8 protein-coding genes and 1 pseudogene are annotated in these 18,350 nt (G+C 70.9%); all 9 read right to left on the bottom strand.

Going from position 1 to position 18,350, the window contains the following annotated elements:
* A partial coding sequence (locus B7L92_RS30540) for an Ada metal-binding domain-containing protein (RefSeq protein WP_304364724.1) occupies window positions 1-180 on the bottom strand: 180 nt, incomplete at its 3' end.
* A 108-nt stretch (window positions 181-288) separates the two neighbouring features.
* Window positions 289-1,455 (bottom strand): ribosome small subunit-dependent GTPase A, encoded by a 1,167-nt coding sequence (gene rsgA, locus B7L92_RS30535; protein WP_081240580.1) that lies wholly within the window; start codon window positions 1,453-1,455, stop codon window positions 289-291.
* A gap of 687 nt (window positions 1,456-2,142) precedes the next feature.
* A complete protein-coding gene (locus tag B7L92_RS30530; protein ID WP_081240579.1) occupies window positions 2,143-4,554 on the bottom strand; it encodes an ATP-binding protein in 2,412 nt (803 codons plus the stop codon).
* On the bottom strand, window positions 4,551-7,814 hold the full coding sequence (locus tag B7L92_RS30525) for a phospholipase D-like domain-containing protein (protein ID WP_081240578.1): 3,264 nt from the start codon (window positions 7,812-7,814) through the stop codon (window positions 4,551-4,553). The genes B7L92_RS30530 and B7L92_RS30525 overlap by 4 nt, the downstream gene beginning before the upstream one ends.
* Before the next feature lie 3 nt (window positions 7,815-7,817).
* Window positions 7,818-11,447, bottom strand: coding sequence for an AAA domain-containing protein (locus B7L92_RS30520; RefSeq protein WP_159461072.1), 3,630 nt, complete (start codon window positions 11,445-11,447; stop codon window positions 7,818-7,820).
* Window positions 11,422-15,480 carry a P-loop domain-containing protein gene (locus B7L92_RS30515; protein ID WP_081240576.1) on the bottom strand — a complete coding sequence of 1,353 codons (4,059 nt, stop codon included), beginning with the start codon at window positions 15,478-15,480 and terminating at the stop codon, window positions 11,422-11,424. Before B7L92_RS30515 ends, B7L92_RS30520 begins: the two co-directional genes overlap by 26 nt.
* 3 nt (window positions 15,481-15,483) lie before the next feature.
* The gene (locus B7L92_RS30510) at window positions 15,484-16,878 is read right to left on the bottom strand and encodes an esterase/lipase family protein (protein WP_159461071.1); all 1,395 of its coding nucleotides are present in this window, start codon (window positions 16,876-16,878) and stop codon (window positions 15,484-15,486) included.
* 324 nt (window positions 16,879-17,202) lie between these two features.
* Window positions 17,203-17,673, bottom strand: a pseudogene (locus B7L92_RS30505) (ribosome small subunit-dependent GTPase A); the annotation flags it as partial.
* 325 nt (window positions 17,674-17,998) lie between these two features.
* On the bottom strand, window positions 17,999-18,350 hold a 352-nt coding region (locus B7L92_RS30500; protein WP_174704045.1), incomplete at its 5' end, for a cellulose-binding domain-containing protein.

Here is an 18,350-nt window from a genome sequence, read left to right as displayed (position 1 = left end):
GCCGGCGCCCTGCGCGGCGGCGGCGGTCGCGAAGAACCGCACGTTGCGCCGCTTCGGCGTGACCGCGGGGCAGCTGGGCCGGCAGTAGATCCCGGTCGTCTCCACGGCGAAGAAGAACGCCCCGTCGAACCGGGCGTCCCGGCTCCGCACCGCTTCGTACCTGCTGTCCTCGTCCTTCACACCGTCCAGTCTCCACCGGCCGGGGAGCCCGGACCGGCGGAAATCGGACAGGGAGATGAGGGGCGGCGGAGGCGAGGGGCGCTCCCTCTCGGGACCGCCCCCGCCCGGCTACTTCCAGCGCCCGCGCTTGGCCTCCATCGCCGCCCTGCCCTCGGCGCCCTTGCGCTTCCAGTCCTTGCGGATCTCCGCACGGAGCCGCGCGTCGGTCTTGGCGACGATGCGCTGGTTCTCCCGCAGCAGCTTGCGGTAGCTCTCCAGGCGGCGCTGCGGGAGGGCCCCGGTCCCGATGGCGTCGAGGACCGCGCAGCCCGGCTCGCTCTCGTGGGCGCAGTCGTGGAAGCGGCAGCCCTCGGCGAGTTCCTCGATCTCGGAGAACACCTGGCCCACGCCGGTGCCGGCGTCCCACAGGCCGACGCCCCGCAGGCCGGGCGTGTCGATGAGGACTCCCCCGCCGGGCAGCGCCAGCAGGTTGCGGGTGGTCGTGGTGTGCCGGCCCTTGCCGTCGACGTCCCGGACGGCCCGCACGTCCATCACGTCCTCGCCGAGCAGCGCGTTGGCGAGCGTGGACTTGCCCGCCCCGGACTGCCCGAGCAGCACCGACGTGCCCCCGGCGACGACCGCCGCGAGGACGTCGAGGCCGGCCCTCTCCCGTGCGCTGACGGCGAGCACCGGCACGCCCGGCGCGCTGGTCTCCACGTCCTGGACGAGGTGCGCCCGTGTCACCGCGTCCGGCACGAGGTCGGCCTTGGTGAGCACGACCACCGGCTGCGCCCCGGACTCCCAGGAGTCCGCCGACTTACGCAGCACTGCCTCACCGCTCGAACTAGCCATCGCGAGCGCGAGGAACCGTTCGATCCGCCCGAGGTCGAGCTCGACCGCGAGCGACACACAGATGACGATGTGATCGATGTTAGTGGCCAGCACCTGGCCCTCGGACCGCTTGGACGACGTCGACCGCACGAAGGCGGTCCGGCGCGGCAGGATCGTCCGCGCATACCGCGGATCACCGTCCTCGGGGTCGACGGCGATCCAATCCCCCGTGCACACGACCTTCAATGGGTCGTGAGGAACGACGAACGCGGTGTCGGCACGGACGACGCCGTCAGGGGTGGCCACATCGCACTGGCCGCGATCGACACGGACGACCCGGCCCGGGACCAGGCCCTGAGCGGCGTACGAGGCGAACTCGGTCTCCCAGCCCTCGTCCCAGCCGTAGACGGCGAGCGGGTGCTGAACAGCGGAAGAGGAAAATGGGTGGAGCGAAGCGTTGGACAAGGGGAAACCCTTCGAAGGGTGGCCCCGGCAGCGCGCTCCAAGCGCAAAGATCGAATGAGGTGTCAGCCGGAGACCACAGAGGTTGGAACGATGAACTCCTGAATGCGGGCAGAGCCCGTCACCGCGACAGTCATCAATGTCCTCACCTCCTGCTTCCTCTCGACGGACCAGCACCGTTCCCTTGGCAACGACGCAGCCGCGCCTTGGAACGAGCAGAACCATAGCCCCACCCCAGGACACGGCACCACCGAGTAAATCCGGGCCCCTAGCCCACCCGGCACCGACCGCGGGTGCTCCGACGAGGTGATGGCAGGAATAGATGGGACGCGCGAAAGCAGACGTGCCTGCTCGCCGGCAAACCTCAATGCGAATTGACCAGCTGCCGGGCGACCCCGACAACACACCGCTACGGTCCTCCGGCGCGACGCCGGGCACGGGGCGAACGCTCCTCCGCCCGGCCGGAGTCCTGGCACATCCTCCGCAGAGCACACTGCTCCACCCGACGCATCAGCACCGACGTCCAAGGTACCCACGCACTGCCAGCCTGCGGTTGTCCAGGATGAAAGAGGTTCGGTGAGTAGTCGGATGACCACAAGTGAACTCCGACGTCATGCCGCATCGAGTCAGTACTCGCCAGACCACCAGACCGTGCGCCGCCCGCAGCCACACCGGCTCGTCACGAGCATCTCAAGCCCGTGGCAGCAGCAGTCGGAAATGAGCACCCTGGAGCACCGGATGCCCCAAGACGCGTGACCGGACACTGAGGTCTCCGTCCACACTGCGTGCCAGGCGGCGAGCAATGTACAAACCTGTCCCCCGGTTCGGTCCGCGGGTCGACTCGCCTTTGCGGAACACGATGTGCTCGGTCCCCTCCGCGTAGGCCAGGCCCGGGCCGTTGTCCTGAATGTCGACGGCGAACTCCGCGCCCAATGGGGTGACAGTCGCCCGCACGGTCGCATCGCCGTTCACGGCACACGCCTCGGCCGCGTTGGAGAGCAGCTCGTAGAGGATCCGTTGCAGACCGGCGCCCGAGACGCTCACCAGGCAGCTGTCCGGCGCGTGGACCTGTAGCTTCACCTTGGGGTAGTGGGTGGTGAACGGGTTCCTCATCTCCAGGAGGGTCGAGAAGACGTCGGACTCGCCCTCCGCCGATAGGCCCGCAGGAAGTTCGTCCGTCGTGCCGGTCAGGGCTTCGGCGGCGGCCGCCAGTTCCTCGGCGGTGGTGCCGGGCGCGTCGGCAATCTGCTCGTAGTGCCACAGCTCGGGGTGTAGGGCGTAGCGGTACAGCTGCCAGTCCGCGAGCGGGAAGGCCCGGCTTCGGTCAGCACCGTTTTCCGCGGCTTCCTCCGCCAGGCGGGCAACGGCCTGCTCCAGTTTCCGGTCGGCGTCACCCCCGAGCACAAGAAGGACCCCGCACCGGTGCAGCTGGACCTCGTCGGCGTCGGCCCGGTCCACCAGCGGAAGGGTTGCCAGCCGGGCGAGACCACACCGGACCTCGGCCTCGTGGGCGTCGTCGAACATTCCCTCCCCGGCGACCGAGGCAGCACTCAACAGGATCTCTTCGAACGTGACCTGCTGCCCCGGCACGGCGGCGGACAGCGCAGCCCAGAAGGCAACCTGGGAAGCCGCCGAATCGGTGATCGCGGCGAGAACGGCGCGTTCGACCGTCTGGGCGAACGGCTGGTTCTTGGCCCAGTCCCGCACAGCGGCGTACCCGTCCCGCTCCTGCGACCCGGCTTTCGGACGTGCCAGGAACTCCAGGAAGAGGTGGAGCAGTGCGGTATCGGGGCCGGTCTGGAAGGTCAGTGCGTCGGCGGTCGTGATATCCCCCAACCCTGCCAGGTCGACCATCCAGCGCAGGATGTGCCACCGCTGCCCGGGGTCGGTGCCGAGCAGCGCCTCCAGTGAGGCGACGGACCCACCGGTGAATACCTCGAGGGGCCACTGCCTCCCCAGTGCTCTGAGCAGTTGTACGGGGACGTGCGCACGGAGGGTGACCAGTTCGACGAGGTGGCCGAGGTCGAGCACGGCGCAAGGGGTCCGCTCGGGGAGCGTCTGCGCCCGCAGGGACCAGCCGACCGCGATGTAGGGCCGGCCGAGGTCCAACTCGGGCCGGTGCTCGGTCTCCGGGCCGGCGACGAAGAGTTCGACGCTGCCGGTGGGCCAGAACCGCGCGGTCTCCTCGTCGGTGAACACCCCAGTGATCGCGGTGAGGTACCCGCCCTCGACGCGGTGCACCGGCGGCTGGGGGTAGTCCCCGGCCCCGAGGAACTCCGTCAGCGCGCGGGCGAACCGGGCCGCGGTGGCCTCGTTGTTGTCGGCGAGCGCGGCGTAGGCCTCCAGCAGTTCCTTGCCCGCCGGGCCGGTGGGCCGCCAGCGGTCGAAACTCACGGGTCGGATGGTCGCGTCGAGGTGCCACTTCAGGACCTCGGAAGGGGTTTCGCCGGCATGTGCCCAGCCCCGAAGCGGCGGCACCGCCTCCGGCCCCGGGCGCGGTGAGGCTCCGTTGGCCAGCAGCAGTGCGACGAGACGCAGCTGCCCTGCCTTCAGCAGCTCCTCGCACACGCCGAGCGAGTCCGGGTCCATGCCCTGTGCGGCCGCCTCCTCGCATCTGCCCCGCAGCATCCTCCGCTTTTCGTCCACTACGTCTTGCAGAGCCTTCTCATCCGCGAGCAGGCGTTCGTCCGACTGCGGCCACGACCGCGCGCACAGTGCGGTGAGTGCCTCGCGCTCCGGTACGGCGTCCACGTCGGCCGCGGCTGCCCGGTCCATGAGCTGCTGGATTCGGCCCAGAACCAGTTCCAGGCACTCGGCCCGGCGCCGGCCGAGCCGGGTGCGCAAATCGTCGGTCTGTGCGGCGTCGAGTGCCTGGCACTCGGCGAGCATCTCCTCGGCGATCCGGAACTCTCCGTCGGAGATGAGCCTGGCGCAGGCCCGGTACTCGTCGTGGTCCCCGGCGATCCCCGCGAGGCCGGCGACGGCCAGGTCCTCCAGGGGTGCCGTGCGGCCGTCGGAGAGTGCCACCAGCAGTTCGGGGAAGCGGAACCTGCCCGGCCACACGGCGAGCAGGGACCGCAGTGACTCGTCGGCGTCCGTCATCGATCCTCGGTCCTCCTGCTTCGCTGTGACCTGTGCCATTGGGCGAGCGGATCGAGCCGCTCTAGCAGGGCCAGCAGGGGGGCTGCGTAGGGGCGGCCGAGGCCGCCCGCGTCGCTGAACAGCGCGTCCCACCTGGCTGCGATCAGCTCGGCCAGCTCCGCGCAGCCCGCGAGTTCCGCCGCCGGCCCCGCGGTGGTGCCGGGCCCTGTGGGCAGGGGGGTGAGGGATCTGGCGCGGCGCACGATGTCCTCGATCGTGTGGAGGAACGTGCGCTGGTTGCCCCACTTGATTTCGGGACGTCCGCCGTCGGCCACGATCTGGTCGAGGTGGCGGCGGACGTTGACGGGAAGGCCTGCCTGAATCCGTACGCACTCCTCCGTGTCGGCCTTGGCCGCTGTCCGGATCGACGACAGCATCCCGTCCTTGGCGAACAGCTCCCTGTGCAGGAACTTGCCGGAGTCGAAGGTGAAGCGGTGCAATTGCTCCAAGTGGTCGACCCTGTCGATGAGTTGCTTCCACTGTTCGGCCGTCTGGCCGAGCTCCGTCATCCGGGACAGCTCGGACGTGAGCAGGGCCAGCGGGAGTGCGCCGTTGCCGTCCGCCCGGTAGCGGAGGGCGGCCTCGGCCAGCTCCCGCCAGGAGGGCGGCAGTGCTTCTCCGAGCAGCTCCAGCACGGCCGGTCCGTCACCCGGCAGGGTGCGCAGCAGTGTCTCGGCGAGGCCGGCCGCCGCGCCCACGGCCTGTGCGGCCGGTTCGCAGTCGGCGAGCTCCAGCGCCGCATACTCCAGCGCCGTGCCCAGCGGGCCGGTCTCGATCGCCGCGGCCGCGGTGCAGGCGGCGGGCGGCACCGTCTTCTCGCCGGGGTGCAGGAGCCGGCCCAGCAGTGAAGCCTCGACGAAGGCGCGCCGGTCCCAGGCGTCGGCGATCAGCCAGTCAGCCCAGCGAGACCAGTGCTCTCCATGGGTTTCGCGCTCCTGGGCCAGGGCCGCGGCGACCACCGGACGCAGCTCCTCGGGCGGGGCCGTGCCGTGCCAGACGTCCAGGACGCCCCAAAGGTCGTCGACCTGGCGCAGTCGTTCGGCGACGATCGCCGCGTACTGGGCGCTGCCCCGCGCGGAGCGGGCCTCGACCTGCAGGGACAGCGCGACGGCGGTGGCGCCTCTGAGCTGTCCGTCCGGCTCGGCCGGGGTGGTCAGCTCGGGGACGTGCACGGGGGTGATGCCCAGCTCCGCGGCGATCCGGCCGACCGCGTTCGCGCCACGGATGTGGACGCCGACATGGCTGGTGCGCTCGGACGGCGGCAGGGCCCGCCGGCGTTCACGGAGCAGCGGCAGGCTGCCGAGGACTGCGTCGTCGTCCCAGACTGCGGCCCGCGCTCCGGCCCGCTTGTCACGGATTTTCAGGCCTCGGCGGAGCAGCTCCTTGAGCGCCGGCTGGTCCGCAAGCCGCTTCTGGCCGCGTGCGCTCGGCCGGATCAGCTGCACGTCGACGCCCTGGTCGACGCGTCCGCGCAGTGAAGCCACGAACCGTTCGTCGAAGGCCTGGGCCTCCCGGGTGTCGTCGGCGAGCAGCAGGAGCCGGGTCGCGTTCTGCAGGGCCTGCTGGACGAGATCCCGCGGCGCCCCGTCCTCCAGGATCTCGACGGCCGGGTCGCCCTGGTCGGCCCGGCGCAGGATGTCCGTGAGCACGGCGTGGTGCTCCGCCCAGCTCTGGGCCCACAGGGCACGGGCGGTGGCGTCCTGGCGGAGGACGGCGGCCTGCCCCTCCTCCTGACCCGGCGGAGGGACGGCTGCTGGTTCGGCGCGGCGCTGTTCCGGCACGGGATCGAAGTGGTCGTCCTGGACCAGGATGCGCTGGCCGAGCTGCCAGTACGGGAAGGACTTGCGGGCCCAGATGAGCAAGTCGGTGACGCACTGCGGAACACCCGGCGGACCGTCCTGTGTGGCGCTCTCGATGAGGATGCCCACCTCTCCCCTGTCGTCGCGGACGGTGTTCACGTCCAGCGGGCTGTGGGTCCCGACGAACGCCCGCCGGTTGTCCTGGACGACCACGCAGGCCTGGGTCCTGGTGCTCCGGTCGGCAAACAGCACTCGGGAGGGGTGACGGGCCTGGAGGTCGTAGAGCGCCGTCTTCACGCGGTCGGGCAAGGTGTCGCTGTCGCTGCGGCCCCAGAGGAAGACCAGGTGGACTCCGCGTTCCAAGGCCTTGCGCAGCAGTGGCAGGAGTCCGCTGAGTGCCGCGTAGCTGATGTTCGGAGCGGCGAAGACGAGCTGGTTTCCGGCGTACTGGATCAGATGCTCGGCGGCCCACTGGTGGCCGGCGGCGCTGGTCACGACGGTGACAGCCGCCTTGGCCCTGGTGATCTCGGCGATCCGTGACGACAGCCGCCGGGAGAGGTCTGCGAGGATCCTCTGCCGTTCCTCGACCTGGTTGGGCTCGACCCCGGACAGCGTGGCGACGGACTCGCCCATACGCCGCAGCAGGGTCTCGGCGTCCTCGGAAGGGGCGAGTTCGAGCGTGGCCCGGCCGCGCAGCGAGCGGACGAACGCGTGGTCGGGCTGCTGCTCCGCGAGGTCGGCCAGGTGCTGGCGCATCCGCTCGCGGGCCCGGGAGTTCCATCCCGGCTCGTCCAGGAGCCGGACCGAGATCCGGCCGGTGTGGTCGTCGAGGAACACCTGCGCGTGAGCGCTTAGCCAGCGCAGCTCACTCGCCGGCCGCAGCACGGGGCTGCGGAAGCCGACGTCGAGGACGTTCTGCCGGAATCCCCGGCTGCGGCGGTCGATGCGGATGGCGGTCTGTACGGCGCGCAGCAGCTCCGCGGCCGGCAGGTCGGTCTCGCTGAGGACCTGGTGCAGCGGTACGTGGAGGCTGGCCTGGGACGGTCTGCGCGTGCCGACATCGGCGGGAAAGACCCGGCCGCTGACCGGTTCGAAGAGGAACTGCCGGTGTTCCTGCCGCACGGCGCTGTCGCGCAGCGAACCGTCCGAGGTGATCATCTCGCGGGCGCCGTCGGTCAGTTCCAGGTTTCCGCTGGTGAAGTCGACCATGACGTGGCCCTTGCGCCACAGGCTGTGCACGACGTCCAGGATGATCCGCCGCGGCAGAGCGAACAGTTCCGCCTGCCCTTCGACGGTGGTGCGGCCGGCCGCGATGGCCTTCGCGACGAGGTCCTCCAGGGTGGTGAGCCCTTCTTCGGGGCCGAGCAGCAGGGAGAGGGTGACCAGTCGGCAGGGGATGGCGAGTTCGACGTCCTGTGCCATGGCTCACTTCCACTCGGCGGCGGGGACAATCCGGCCGTACCGCTTCACGGTGTCGGTCACCAGCCGCCAGTCCGAGCCGCCGTGCTCGGAGAAGTGGCTCAGGCTGCCGACCATGACGAGAAGGCGGCGTGCCCGCGACATCAGTACGTTGATCACTTCGGCCTGACCGACGTGGCCGACGTTCTGCAGGACGTTGCCCCGCACGGTGGACCGGACCAGTGAGACGACCACGCGCTGTGCCTCCCGACCTTGGAAAGAGTGGACGGTGTGCACCCGGCCGCGCAGTGAGCCACGCTGCTTGAGCAGGGCGACCTGGGCGGCGTACGGGGTGAGGACCGCGAGGCTGTCGGCGGCATCCGGTTCGGAGAGGCCTGACGGTTCCGGCTTCATGTTGGTGACGAGCCAGTCCACCAGGTTGACCTCGCCGGTGTTGATCCAGTAGCCCTCGTCGGCGCAGCCGGGCTGCCCGGTGGTGTCGATCCAGACCAGCGGAGAGCCCTCCAGGAAGGGGGGGTTGGTGACGCCGTGCGGCTCGTTGGCGGTTTCGTGCGTGGTGAGGAAGCTGACCGGCAGGCCCAGTTCGCGGTCCTGCTCCGGGGGCTCCTTGGGGTAGAAGGCGCGGCTCGCAGGTTCGGCGATGACGCGGTGCATGCGAAACTGCCTCTCCAGGCTGCCGAGCGGGGGAACTCGCCTGCTCTGCGCCGGCCGTGGCGGCTGGGGGCGAAACAGCTCTCCGAAGAGTCCGAGGACCTTCAGATAGCTGTCGCGGGCGTCATAGTGCCGCTTGACGTCGGGGTCGCCGTGTCCGGCAAGGCTTGTCAGGAACGCCCTCAGGTCGCCCTCGCGGTGCGGGCCCAGCTGCCGGTGGTCGCCGATGAGCGTCCAGCGCACGCCGAGCACCAGGGGGGTGATGACTTCCGTGGGCCAGGCCTTCGCCGCCTCCTCCAGCAGGACCCAGTCGAACAGGTCGGAGGGGTCGCGGACCGTGTCGGTAACGGTGGCCGCCATGGAGCAGGTGGCGAGGACGATGTTGGCGCCGGCCTTGATCCGGTCGGAGATCTCCACCTGGTTGGCCTCGATCTGCTCCAGCCACTGCCGTGCGAGGGCGGCCTCGTTCGGCTTCATGCGTGCGGTGCCCGGCGTGCCGCCCAGCTTCCGTTTGATGCCGCGTACGACCTCGCGGGTCAGCTCGGGCAGAGTGTGCTTGTGCAGCTGCTCGTCGACCTTGTCGATGCCCCGGGCCTCGGACATCTCCCGCAGCAGTAGGATCTGTCCCTTGCCGATGCCGTCGACGAGCTCCTCCGCCAACCGGATGCCGAGGTTGTCCAGGGCGTAGTTCGACTGGGCGCTGACCAGGACGCGTGCGCCCTTCTCCATCGTCAGATAGCGGCTTACAGCGCGAGTGGCGACGGTGGTCTTGCCGGTGCCCGGCGGGCCCTGGAGGGCGTAGAAGGGGTGCATCGACAGCATGTCCCGGATCACGTCGGGGGCGTTGCCCGCCAGGGTCCCGTCGTCGGTTTCGTTGTAGCGGCCCCGGCCGAGGTCGATGGAGAGAGGCTCGCGGAGGGCACGGATGAGTCCGGGCAGGTTTCCCAGAGAGTGCCGGGCCCGGGCCTGTCGGCCGAGTTGGATGTCGGTTCCGGCGTCGATGGAGGGACGCACCCAGCCGGATGCCGGGACCGGCCCTCCGCCGATCCTCCGCACCTCAATCGAGTGTGCGTCGAGTCGCCTGAGGAACTGCAGTTGGGCCGGGTTGCGGCCGAAGTGCGGCCGTTCCGAATAGTCGAGTTTGACGAGGTCCCCCTCCTCCACGGAAAGGTCCGCCACGAAGTCACCGAAGAGGGGGCGGCGGCGGGAGTCCGACGTGTATGCGGTGAGCAGCGGGTTGCGGTGCCGCCGTTCGTCGTCGCGGCCTTGGGCGTACGTCAGCACGGCAATGTTCGCGTTCGTCGGGGTCTTCGGCGCGTCGTCCGGCTCCTCGACACGGACGAACGGGTACTTGCGGGCGTTGATCTCCACCGTCTGGTAGTCGATCAGAAAGTCGAGGGCGGTCAGGAAGGCCTCGTCCTTGTGGTCCTTGCTCCGTACGCCCACGGACACCGACTCGGTGAGCCGGGCCCACGATGGGCGACCGGTGCGGTGGTGGGAGATGTCCTGGCGTGCCTTGTAGGCGACCAGGTCGATCCGCGACAGCCTGCGCCGGGGGTAGGCATTGACGAGTTCCTGGGCGTAGTCGCGTTCGCGGAGGTACTTGATGACCAGGGTGTCGTCGAAGATGCGCTGGTCGCCCTTGGGGCCGGAGTCGTCGTAGAGGTAGGCGCAGAACCATACGGCGCTCTCGCCGATGAGTACCCACTCCGCCTCACGCAGCTTCTCCTCCTGGCCGGTGGCGTAGCCGAAGGCGCCGCTGGGCGACCTGACCAGTTCGGCCTGGCGCAGCTCCTTCTCGAAGAACGCCTTCAGCTCCTCGCGGCCGGCCGCGTCGTCGGGGCTGCGGGAGACCCATTTGCGCTGCTTGTAGATCGTCTCGACGGACTCGTCGGGCATGAAGGCGACGAGGTGGGGGAGCTGGCTCTCGTCCTTGTCCTCCCAGACACCGCAGACCGCCTCCCAGTCCCGCTCGATCCGGCGGGCGGCGTCGAACGAGGTGATGCGCGCCTCGGGGCGTAGCTCCAGCATGCTCCGCAGCAGTCGGGTCAGGGCAGCGGGAATCTCGGGCCGGTTGGCCAGGTGGGTCCGCATCGCCCGGTGCAGTTTGCCCAGCGCCTGGCGCAGACTGGACTCGTCGGCGCGGGCGACGCCCGCGTAGTCGTCCGGCAGGCACTCGCTGATCGGGCCGCAGAACAGCTCGAAGCCGAGGACGCCGAGTCCGAAGACGTCCGTGATGTCCCAGTCGCGGCGCGAGGCCGGGATCGCGTCGAAGAGCGAGGGGTGGGTCTCGGGGGCCAGGTAGGAGAGGTGGCGGGCCGGTTCGACGCCTTCTGGCGGCGTCAGGTATAGCTCGCGGATGCTCTGCTGGGCGACCGTTCCCTGGGACTGGCTGCCCATGGAGCGGAGCAGGTTGCCGATGAGGGTGCTCATCTCGAAGCGTTCGAGGCCCAGGGCCATGTGCTGGGAGGCCGCGTCGTAGCCCGTCTTGACCCGCAGGGCGCCGAGGGTGAGGTTGCGGTGCAGGATGCCCGAGCCGTGCAGCTGGCTGAGTCCGTCGACGAGGACGCTGAACTGTTCGAAGGCGGCGATCCGGTGCTCCTTCGCCCAGGCGACCGCCCAGTCGATGTTCAGCGGCCTGCCGTTGTCCCGGGTCATGGTGAAGGCGATGCCCTCGGTCGCGTCGAAACTGCCGTCGCTAATCTGCGGCAGAGCTGTGTGGTTGAGCGCCTGGAGCCGCAGCAGGCTGCGCACCTCGTGCTCCCAGAGCTCTCCTGCGAACTCGTGGATGCCGTCGAAGAGCGACATCTCGAACGTCTCGTATTCGTCGCCGGGCGTCTGCATCCGCACTCGAACCAGCCGGTTCTCCAGCACGATGACCGGTTCGGAGATCCTCTTGTACGGGCCGTACGAGGCCCCGGGCCGACAGAAGAGCCGGTCCACCAGTTGGGCGTACCAGCTACTGTCCTTGGCTGGTGCGGACATCACGGCCCCCTTCCGTCTGTCCTGCCAGCAGCCAGGACTCCATACGTACGACGAGGACGCCCTCGTCGGTTCCGATCGCGATCCGGCCGTCACCGAGGTCGGCCAGGCTGAGGCACTCGGTGTCGAGCCTGAGGGTGTACAAGGGCCTCCGGTCGACGGGCCGCGGACGGCCGGCGGGGGTCGCGGGGCCGGTCGGGTCCGCGGGGTCCCAGAACCGGACCGTGCAGTCGTCGCCGTCGCCGCAGGAGGCGATGAGGCGCCGCCCGTCGCTCGCGGTGAATTCGATGACGTCCGTGACCCAGTTCTCATGGGCCCTCAGCGACGTTCCGTACGGGCGGCCCGTCGCCTCGACGGTGAGCACGATCTGCTCGCTCCTGCCGTACGTGGCGCGCAGCGCCACGCCGTTCGGCCCGCGCACCGGAGTGGTGCCGGGAGGCGGTCCGGTGGGGTGGTGACCGGGTGGCACGTCGACGGGTTCCCCGGAGAGGGCGTCGAAGGCCTTGAGGGCGCCGCAACCGTTCTCGGCGACCAGTACGGTGCGGCCGTCGGGTCCCGTGGCGGTGGTGAGCCGCACGGTCCTGCCCAGGTGCGGGTCGGCGGCCGTGTGGGTGCCGGTGGGGGAGGTCCGTGGTCCGGGATGCGGATTCCACACGCTGACCGCGCCGTTGTCGGCGGCGGTGGCCAGCAGGGTGTCGCCGCCCGGCACCGCGAAGGCGGTGATGGCCAGGCCCGTCGCGGCTCGGCTGCCGGGGCTTCCCTGGCCGTCCTCGGCCGTGGCGCCCTGCGGCGGTGCCCCGGTCATTGCTTCGGGCACACCGGTCAGCGCGTCCCAAAGGCGGACCGCTCTGTCCCCGGCGGCGGCCAGCAACGGACGGCGGCCGTCTGCTGCGGTGAGGACGGCCAGCCCGTACACGGGGCTGTCGGAGTCGAACGCGACGACGGGTTCGCCGGTGGCGGGGTCCCACACCTGGACCCCGCCGTCGTCCCATCCGCCGGCCAGCAGCGTGCCGCGGCCGTCGGGATGCGCGAATGAGACCACGGTCCGTGGCGTCGCGCCGTCGCGACGCACGGGTTCGCCTCGGCGGCGGTAGTCGACGCCCCAGACCCGGATGCCGCCGCTTGCCGCAGCGGCGAGCAGCGTGGCTCCGTCGGCGTCGCAGAAGGTTGTGAGAGCCCAGACCGGTCCGTTGTCATCGCCGGGGAACCGGTGGCACACCTGGCCGCTCATCGGGTCGAGGAGGCGGATCCCACCGCCGAAGTCCCCGACCGCCAGCAGGGGGTCGCCCGTCGAGGCCTCGACGGCGCGATCCGTAACCCGGCAGCCGTGCAGGGAGTGCGGCCACATGCCCTTGCCGATGGACTTGACGGGGAGGGGACGGTGCGCGGACAGGTCCCAGATCTGCACGCGCTTGTCGTGGCCGGCGGTGGCTAGCAGGGTGGTGCCCGGCAGTGCGGTGACCGAGGCCACCGGCCCGTGCGAGGAGGCGGCCGCGGTCGTGGCGGCGTACCCGCGCGCCGGGTCCCAGACGTGCAGTATGCCGCTGTCGTCGACGGCTGCGAGCAGGGTGCTCCCGCCGGGCCCGGTCACGGGAGTCAGGGAGCGAACCGGCACTCCGAGGCAGGCGAGGGTCAGCCGGGGCGGTCGGGGCCGCAGCCGGGACCAGCACACCTGCCAGCCCGCGCGCCGCGTGCCCTCGTCGGGTTCTTCCCACACGGGTGCGATCCCAGTCGCGCGGGCCGTACCCAGCTGCCGCAGGCCGACTCGGTCGGCCGGTTCGGCGCGCCGCATGAGGTGCGCGGCGTCCAGGACGCCCAGGACGGCCGGCGGCAGGTCGACCGATGTGCCCAGCGCGTGGAGGACGTCGGTGGCGACGGCCGGTACCGACAGCCGGTCCAGCACGATCGACCGTTCGGCGAGGGCGGCCCACCCTCGGCTGCCGACTGCGGCCGCGTGACCGGAGAGGTGCCGTTCCAGATAGGGGTTGAGGGGCCGGTCGGCGCTGTCGTCGGTGAGCCGCACCAGCGCGTCGGTGACCCGCAGCGCGCGCTCGGCGGCGTCGCTCGATCCGGCCTGGGTGAAGTACTCGGCGAAGGTACGGTGTGCCAGGCGGTGGACGCTCTGGCCGTCTTCGCCGTCCAGCATGATGTAGGGTGCCGCCGCCTTGAGGACGTCGTCGATGTCGGCGGAGCCGACCCGGTCTGCGGGCCCGTCGCCGAGCGCCGAGGCGGCGGTGGCCCAGATCCGGTCCGCCCGGGGCAGTCCTCTGCCCTGGGCATGCGCGAGGGCCTCGATCAACCGGGGAGCGCAGGCGTGCCGGGCGCCGAGTCGGCGGAGCGCGGCCGCGAACAGGGTGCGGTGGTCGCCGCGCAGCAGATCGGCGAGTTCGCCGACGCGATCGGCGGTCAGCAGACCGGGGTCGGCTTGGATCTCGTGGACGGCGAGGCCGGCGTACAGGAAGTCCCGGTCCGCGTACTCATCGCCGACGATCAGCACGGCGGCGCGCCGCACGGCGTCCTGGAACGTCTCCGGCCCGCCGGGGAAGGCAGCCCGTGTCTGCTCGAGGCCCTGTGTGACGAACTCGGACAGGGCTCGGGCATCGCGGCGCAACCACTGCACGTGGACGTGCTCCTCGCCCTCACCGAGAGCCTCGAGAAGGTCCCGGTCGGTACTCGGCGGGCGGTCGGGGCCCTCATAGGAGGACGGGCGGGAGCCGACGACGATGCGCACGCCGTCCAGCGTGCCGAGTTCGCGCAGCAGGCCGGCGATGAGTGCGGGTTCGTGCGCCTCGTCCAGGGCGTCCACGAGAAGCGTGTACGTCCGGTCGGGGCGTGATGCCGAACGCAGGGCACGGATGAGGGCGTTAGAGCGTTCGACGGGGTACAGGGCGTCCGGACTCATCTCGACGGACAGGGCCTTGGCGAGGCGGGTGGTGACGTCGTGCGTGGTGGCACCGGTCAGATGGAGCGTGGCGTCGAACGCGGGCAGTTCGGGGGCGCCTTCGTGTTCCCGGCCCGCAATACCGGCCCGGGACAGCACCGGCAGCAGCTCGCCGAGGCCTGGGTCGGCGTGCAGAAGGACGTTGCCCAGCAGCGCGGACTTGCCGCACCCGGCCCGGCCGGTGACGACGAGGAGGCCCGAGCGGTGTTCCGCCAGCCATCCGGCGATGGCGTCCTGGTCTGCCTCACGTCCAACGAAGCACCAGGACAGCTCCCCCGAATCCGAGCCGAGCCCCTTGCGAACGAGGTGCGCGCGCTCGGTTTCGGGCAGGGCGTCGACCGCCTCTTGGAGCCGGGCGTGGTTCTCCACCGAGGTGGTGACCGGGAAGGCGGTGCGGCGACGCAGCGGCGGGAGGCCGCCGAGGTTGAGGGCGAAGATGGACAGGGTACGCGCCTCGTCGAGGTACTGCGCCAGTCCGCTGACGGGGATCTCCGTGTCGTGATCCGAGTAGCGGTTGGTGAGGATGTCCGTGAGGGTGCGCCGGAACGTGCCCAGGTGCCCGATCCCCTCGTCGCGTCCCGAGCCGACGAGCAGCAGGCCGCTGGCGCTCCTCGCCGCGCCGAGCTCGGCGAGGGCACGCTCGACGAACCCCTCGGCGCCGCACGCCTCGACAACGACGATGTCCCACTTGTCGTAGTATGACCGCAGCCGCCGTGCCTTGACGACGTGCTTGGCGAAGGCTGCAGCGGAGAGTTCGGTGTCGTCCGCGGCCGTGGCGTGTCCCCGCACGTAGAGCGAGGCGTCCTCCGCGTTCGACGTGCCGTGTCCGATCCAGAGCAGCACGCCGCCCCGAACCCTGGACGGGTCGGCCCAGTCCCGCAGCCGCAGGTCGACCTGGGTGAGGTCGCGCTCCGCGGGCTTCACGTCCCAGGGGACGGGAACGCCGCCGAACTGGGCGAGCAGTTCACCGATCGCCTCGGCCTCCTTGTCGGCGTCGAAGTTCTCCTGCCGTACGTAGTCTCCGAGCGCCACGGCGTAGACGTCGAAGCCGTCCTCGTCCGGCTGTGCCTCGGAGCCCGTGTCCTCCCCCCACACCGGTCAGCCACCGAAGTCCGGGTCCTCGGCGCTGGCCAGGATCAGCCGGGTGACCGGTTCGCTGCCACCGGACACCTTGATCCGGTACAGACCGGGTTTCCGGAGCCGGCAGCGGACGCGCAGTGCGTCGGAGGTGTCGCGGCGCGGCGGCAGCCGCGGTGTGTCGACGACGCGGTCGGTGTCGCCGGTGTCCTGGATCTGGCAGGTCATCCGGCGGGGGTCGTCGTCGCCGGTGACCACGATCTCGAACTCCTCCTGCACGGCTACGAGATCGGGCGTCTCCAGCCCTGTCATACCGCGTCCGAGGCGTTGCCCCAGATCTTCGAGACGGCGCAGCCCGGTCAGCAGCCCGCGCGCGCGGTCGATCGCACTGCCGCAGGTGGCCAGTGCGCCGTGTTGCTGGGCGTGGGTTCCGCCCTCCTCGGTGCCGGCGATGTGTCCGGCGTAGCGGTAGACGGTGCCGTCGCCGCCGCAGTCGTCCGTAAGCGGCCGTCCGATCGCGTCCCTCATCACCGAGTCGTCCGCGTGCCGTTGGAAGACATACGGCTGGGGGATGACGACCCCGTCCTTCAGCCGCATGCTCTGCATGGTGTGCTGGTCGATGCCGACGGCCATCACGTGGTCCGGGATGCGTACGGACCGCAGCGCCGCCGAGCGGTCGAGGGACGCCTCGGCGAGTTCGCGGTCACCGCCGAGGCGGGCGATGTCGGCGGGCGCCGGCGCGACCATGTCGTCATCGGTCTCGAGACACCGGTAGGAGGGCAGCAGGTCGTGCAGCCCAGGAAGGGTGCGGGCCAGGTCGCGCAGCTGCCGGTGGGGCAGCGGTACGGGCGCCCCGCACCCGGAGTTGAGGATTGCCGCCGCCTTGACCGCGCCGTGGAACGGAGTGCCAAGGGTGAGCGTCGCCCGGACGCGGTCCATCGCACCGGGGATCCGGGCCAGTTCCCGGACGAGCAAGCCGCCCATGGAGTGGGCGACGAGCACCACCTCGGCCAGCCGGCCGGCCCGGTAACGGCGCTGGGCCTCCCGGTGCGCGGGGTGTTCCGTCCACGCCTGCAGGTGCCGGTCGATCGCATCGGCCAGCAGCCGGGCGTTATACGCGACCGGGAGCCGCCAGTCGTACGCGAACTCGCAGATTGCGGCCCGGTCGGCAACGGCGGGCAGGATCCCCCGCACTAGGTCGGTGTACGGCTCGAATCCCCCGAGGAAGGGGGACCAGGAGGCGAATTTGAGCAGTCGGCTGGCAGTGATCCGGCCCGTTCGTCCGGCCCGTTCGTCCTCGGTGACGGCGAGTGCAGCCATCCCGGTCTTGTGGTGCCAGCGGGCAGAGTACGCGAGCGCCGACCTCATGCCCCACAGCACGCGTCCGGTATCCGTTTCGATCAGTTCGCTGCCCATGATCCCGGGGATGATCACTACAGCGTCATGCGTCACGGCATGCCCGACAACGGGTGGGTTGATGGGATCTAAGCGCTCCATGAACGGCAAGTTTACGGTGAGACCTGCCTGTTCCGTGGCCCATCCCTCAATTGCGCAGAACCGTGCCGCCCCGCGTCCTCCGTCACGCACAGGCCGCAGCCCCGAGCCGGAGGGACACATTCTCGGGCACCCGGATCAAGAAGCCGGAACGCCGGAGATCCTCCCCCGAAGGGACCCACCGCGCGCTCATGGCGAGCGATGCCCGCAACTCGCTGCGTCCATTGTGCGCCGCGCCGCTTCCTGCTTCGAACCGCTCTCCCAGGCGAGCGCGAGGAACCGTTCGATGCGGGCCAGGTCGAGCTCGGCGGCGAGCGGGACGGCGACGACGGCGTGGTCGACGTTGGCGGCGAGGATCTGCCCCTCGGACCGCTTGGAGGAGGTGGAGCGCACGAAGGCGGTACGGCGCGGCAGACACGTCCGTACGTAGCGCGGGTCGCCCTCCGGTTCGACGGCGACCCAGTCGCCCGTGCACACGACCCGCAGGGGGTCGTGCGGGGTCACGTGGGCGGTGTCGGCGCGCAGGATCCCGTCGGCGGTGACGACGTCGCACTGACCGCGGTCGACCCGGACCACGCGGCCGGGCAGCAGCCCCTGCGCGCCGTACGGGGCGAACGCGTCCGCCCAGGCGTCGTCCCAGCCGTAGGGGGCGAGCGCGGAGGAGCCGGAGAAGCCGGAGGAGCCTGAGGAATCGGAGGAAAGGGAGGTGGAGCTCAAGGGGATGACCCTTCACGAGGGTGGCCCCGGCGGCCGCGCACGCGCGCGGAACGAAAAAATGGAAAAAGGGAGTGAGGTCAGCCGGTGGCCACGGAGGTGGACTTGATGGTTTCCCGGGTGCGGGCAGCGCCCTGCGCAGTGACAGCCATCGGTCGACACCTCCTCGCTCCGCTCACGCGTCGTCCGAGCGACGCTCCGGTGCGGCGGCCCACGGCCACCGCCTGATCCGCGCTCACCCTAGCCCGCCGCGGCCCGGGACCGCCAACCGGTTTTCCCGCCGCCGGTCTCCCGGGCCCCCGGCGCCCCGGATTCCCGGACTTCCCCCTCACGCCTTCGCGCAGGAGCGGCCGTTGAGGGTGAAGTCGGACGGCGGGGAGTTGGTGCCGCGCCAGGAGGCGAGGAAGCCGAAGGCGAGTTCCGCGCCGGCGGGGACCGTCCTGTTGTAGTCGGCGGCGGTGGCGGTGACGCGGGAGCCGTCCTGGCTCGCGGTGGCGTCCCACATCTGGCGGACCCGCTGGCCGTCCCGGAAGGAGAAGCCGACCCGCCAGGAGTCGAGGGGTTCGTGGGTGGTGACGGTGACGGTGGCCTGGAAGCCGTCGGGCCACTGGTTGACCAGGTCGTAGGCGACCCGGCAGGGGGACGGTCCGCCGGGGGCGGGAGCGGCGGTGGCGGTGGCG

Source organism: Streptomyces viridosporus (assembly GCF_002078235.1).
Classification (GTDB): Bacteria; Actinomycetota; Actinomycetes; order Streptomycetales; family Streptomycetaceae; genus Streptomyces; species Streptomyces viridosporus.
Note: the sequence above shows the minus strand (reverse complement) of the source record. Positions and strands in the feature narration are given on the sequence as shown.